At 72.9% G+C, this 2,186-nt stretch carries 2 protein-coding genes and 1 pseudogene; 1 reads left to right on the plus strand and 2 read right to left on the minus strand.

All coding sequences use genetic code 11. The features are described 5' to 3' along the window. Positions 1 to 941, plus strand: a 941-nt coding sequence (locus B7767_RS43380) for a cytochrome P450 (RefSeq protein ID WP_085576566.1), incomplete at its 5' end; no start/stop codon positions are given. Positions 942 to 1,016: 75 nt separating this feature from the next. On the opposite strand, the gene B7767_RS43385 is transcribed toward B7767_RS43380, so the two are convergent. Both B7767_RS43385 and B7767_RS43390 read right to left on the minus strand, forming a co-directional pair. After that, positions 1,017 to 1,739 (minus strand): helix-turn-helix transcriptional regulator, encoded by a 723-nt coding sequence (locus tag B7767_RS43385; RefSeq protein ID WP_371103074.1) that lies wholly within the window; start codon positions 1,737 to 1,739, stop codon positions 1,017 to 1,019. A gap of 88 nt (positions 1,740 to 1,827) precedes the next feature. Further along, positions 1,828 to 2,186 (minus strand): annotated as a pseudogene (locus B7767_RS43390) (transcriptional regulator); the annotation flags it as partial.

Consider the following 2,186-nt stretch of genomic DNA (forward strand, 5'->3'; position numbering starts at 1 on the left):
TGCTCAAGGAGGTCACCGGGCTGACCCTCGGAGTGCTGGGCCGCACCCTCATGGACACGTCCCTGGACGGCCACGGCGGCATCGCCCACGCCTTCGAGGCGGTCCAGGACCAGGCGATGTTCGACATGGTGACGCAGGGGCTGGTGCCGACCTGGGTGCCGCTGGCCACCCAGCGGCGGTTCCGCAGGGCCCGCCGGGACCTGACCCGGACCGTCGACGAGCTGGTCGCCGACCGCGCCTCCCGGCTGGACGAGGCCGATCCCGGTGACGACGCGTTCGCCCGGATGATCCTGGCCGCACGCCGGCACGACGACCCCGCCGTGGGCCGCCGGCTGCTGCGCGAGGAGCTCGTCACCCTGCTCCTGGCCGGGCACGAGACCACGGCGAGCACCCTGGGCTGGACCCTGCTCCTGCTGGCGCGCCACCCGCACGTGCGCGACCTGCTGCGGGACGAGGCCCGCGCCGTCCTGGCCGACGGCCGCCTGCCGGACGCCGACGACCTGCACAAGCTGACGTACACCACGCAGGTGATCCAGGAGGCCATGCGCCTGTACCCGCCGGTGTGGATCCTGCCGCGCATCGCGCAGCGGGCCGACGAGGTGGGCGGCTTCCCGGTCCCGGCGGGGGCCGACGTCCTGGTCTGCCCCTACACCCTGCACCGCCACCCGGACCTGTGGGACGACCCCGAGCGGTTCGACCCGGGCCGCTTCGACGCGGGGCGGGCCGCCAACCGCCCCCGGTACGCCTACATCCCCTTCGGCGCGGGGCCCCGGTTCTGCGTGGGCAGCGGCCTCGGGATGATGGAGGCCGTCTTCGTCACCGCGCTGGTCACCCGGGACCTGGACCTGGACGTCGTACCGGGGCACCGGGGCGTGCCGGAGCCGATGATGTCGCTGCGGATGCGCGGCGGCCTGCCGATGACGGTCCGCGAGGCGGACTGACGCACCCGGCAAAAGGGGGCGGGCCGCGGTTTCGACCGCGGCCCGCCCCCTTTTGCCTTCCCTCCGGTACGCCGGTCAGCCGGCCGCCTGTTCCAGTGCGTTGGACCGCAGGTCGAGCAGGGCCATCAGTACGGGCGGGTCCAGTTCCCCGACCGGGCGCAGCGTGATCTCGGCGGGCAGCAGCAGGGTGTCCGCGTGCGCGGTGACCGGCCCGTAGCAGCCGACGGAGACGATGTCCTCGTCCCCGATGCCCGAGGGGAGGTCCTCGCTGCCGTACGGGACGGAGTGCACGAGCACGTACCAGGTGCCCGCGGGTATGTCGCGCAGCTCGAAGCCGCCGGGTCCGTCCAGGACGGTGCAGCGCACCGGCTGCCCCTGGGGGACCGGTGTGGGGAAGAGGCCGACGAAGCAGTGGCCGGGGGAGCGGCCCTCGGCCAGGGAGATCTGCCCGCGCAGGGTGGTGCGCGGGCCGTCGTCCTCGGGGCCCGCGTCGGAGTCGATGGCCGAGGTGAATCCGCCGAGTTCTCTGAATACGCTCGGGGAAACACCCACACACGCCTTGAAGCGAGAACTGAACGTGCCCACGCTGCTGTATCCGACCTGACTGCTGATGTCGGCCACGCTGAATGTGGTGTCGAGCAGGAGGCGTTTCGCCTCCTGGAGCCGGAGCGCGGAGAGGAAACGCCCCGGGGAGGTCCCCGTCACGTCCCGGAAGACCCGGGTGAAGTGGAACTTGCTGAACATCGCGGTGCGCGCCATGTCGTCGATGGTGAGATCCTGGCCCAGATTGGCCTGCATATCGACGATCACCCTGTGGACTGCACGCTCGATCGTGGTGGAGGTCACCGTTTCTCCCTGGTGGTCGAGAATGGCGATACCGCGCCCGTCAGTTCCGGGACGTCGGCGCGGGCCGGACGGTGCCGGCCGGTCCCATGTCGGTCAGCCGGCGGCTGGTCAGGTCCTCGGCGAACCTGCGCCAGGTGTGCGAGCACTGCAGGGCCAGTTCGGCCACGGTGGCCGTGCAGTGCGGGGGGACGGCGCCCGCCTGCTGCCGCCACGCCTCGTCCACCACGAAGTGGGTGTGCAGCCAGCGCAGGAAGTGGCGGCCGGACTCGGACTGGCGCAGCGACGGGTCGGCGGCGAGGTTGCGCAGGGTCTCCAGTGGTGTGCGGCTGCGTCCGCCGACGGCCGGGCGTCCCGTGGCCGGGCGTCCCGCCGCCGGGCCGCCGGGCCCGGCCGGTGCGG

Origin of the sequence: Streptomyces sp. 13-12-16 (genome assembly GCF_002114215.1) — a bacterium.
Classification (GTDB): Bacteria; Actinomycetota; Actinomycetes; order Streptomycetales; family Streptomycetaceae; genus Streptomyces.